The 1,828-nt window shown below is 35.9% G+C and carries 1 protein-coding gene and 2 pseudogenes; all 3 read left to right on the top strand.

Annotated elements, in window-relative coordinates:
* A pseudogene (locus BKL51_RS11485) lies at positions 1-815 on the top strand (hypothetical protein); the annotation flags it as partial.
* A 9-nt stretch (positions 816-824) separates the two neighbouring features.
* Positions 825-1,382, top strand: coding sequence for a hypothetical protein (locus tag BKL51_RS12230; protein ID WP_233127137.1), 558 nt, complete (start codon positions 825-827; stop codon positions 1,380-1,382).
* A gap of 148 nt (positions 1,383-1,530) precedes the next feature.
* A pseudogene (locus tag BKL51_RS12225) lies at positions 1,531-1,828 on the top strand (WD40 repeat domain-containing protein); the annotation flags it as partial.

Below are 1,828 nucleotides of genomic sequence, written 5' to 3'. Positions count from 1 at the left end.
CGTTGGGCGATTATTATGTTAATGCCAATCAGGCTAAGTTTACGATTACGATGTTTGACAATAGTGCGACCTTCGGTATCAATAAACCGGGCAGTAAATCCGCCGATGCTTATCAACAAGGATTTACCAAAGAGATTTCGGACGAATATATCCGCATTGAAAAGTTAAAAGATAAATACGGGTGTCGGGATGTGACCGATAGCCGTCAACGGGAATTTATCTGTGACAATATTCAACGAAACGCATTAAACCAAACACGTATTCGTCAAGCCGTCGAGGCGGAAGCGGAAAAACTGTCCAAACACGGTGGGATTTCCGATGAGATTTATTATTTACGCCCTTGGAGCTGTTTTAGACGGTTTAAAAAAGGCGACCCGATTCAAAAGGCAGTGTTGGAGCATATTATTGAGATTTTGTCTTATACCCTTGTGCATGATTGGCAACAAATTAATATGGATATTCGCCCGCCGTTAGGGGCGAGGGGGGATTTGTATTCGGTGCTGGGTGTCAATGCAAGAGGTAACTTGTTAAATAAAAAGGAAAAAGAAGCTTATTATGATGAATTTATCAAAGAATCATCAGATATTAACAATCAGAATAGAAAAATAGCGTTTTTCCCTCAAACGATTGAAAATCCAAAAGATGAAAATAAAAAGATCTCATATTTCATCACTCATTCTGCCATGCGGGAATGGGAATATGAATGGGAGGGAATGAGTGAAAAAAATAAGGTATTTCCTCTAATCTATGAGAAAAGTTATAAAGAATGGATTATTGATAGAATTACTGAAAACTCAAAGTTTGGGCGTTATTAGGAGGGATATATGAAATTACCAAATTTACTCATTTTAATTATTTTATCTTTATTTACTATTGGCTGTAATTCAATGTCAGGTGTCGTATCACTGGGTGTTTCTAGTGATGGTAAATACGCGATTAGTGCACATGGAAAAGATGAATTAGTACTGTGGGATTTAACCAAGAAAGAAAAGAAAGTTCTTGCCAAAAATGCTAATCCGTATAGTGCCTATTTCATTCCCGATAGCCACGAGTTTATATGGCAAGACAATAATAATATTGTGCATATCCAAAATGTCGAAGGAAAAGAAATTTCACAATTTCCACATTTTAAAACAGAGAGACAAATTATTTCGGCTGATAAATCGTTTTATTTATCCGCAGATGAATGGGGAAAATTTTATAAAGGACGTGGTAAATATTTAGTGCCGATTTATACCGATGCCCCGATTAGCCCTAGTCAGCCTTATACTTTTTCGATTGTCGGTGATAAATTTTTGTCTGTTGGAAATGGTCGGCGTGGTCGTAATGGTGAAGTGGCTGAAACCAAATTAACCGCCAATCCAGTCAACCCTGATAAATAAAAAAGACAGCTATTCAGGTGTCACTTTATGGAATAAAACAACATTAAAACCTATCGCAAAATTATATGGAAATACTGGACGAACAACAGGAAAACTTAGTCCTGATGGGAAATGGATTGTGACAGGAAGTACCCATAGAGGTAATTTTATGTGGTCTTTAGGTGATTCTAAGAGAAAATTTATTAATATTGGAGAAATTTACAATGAGAAGACTGGTCATTATGAAAGTAATAATGACCTTATAATCCCTAAAAAGTTTGAGAGTTTTCAAGTCGCACAATTATTTGATGTATTATCTATCGCATTTTTGTCTAATAAAGATTTTATTTTGATCGACAGAAACTTATATGCTCGTATTCACCCTATTTATACGGTAGGTGATTCTTCGATAAAGGCTTATGTTGATTTAGGTGATAGAGAAGGAAGCTCCCAAAGCAATTTAAGTG

Origin of the sequence: Rodentibacter sp. Ppn85 (genome assembly GCF_001999335.1) — a bacterium.
GTDB lineage: Bacteria > Pseudomonadota > Gammaproteobacteria > Enterobacterales > Pasteurellaceae > Rodentibacter.
Note: the sequence above shows the minus strand (reverse complement) of the source record. Positions and strands in the feature narration are given on the sequence as shown.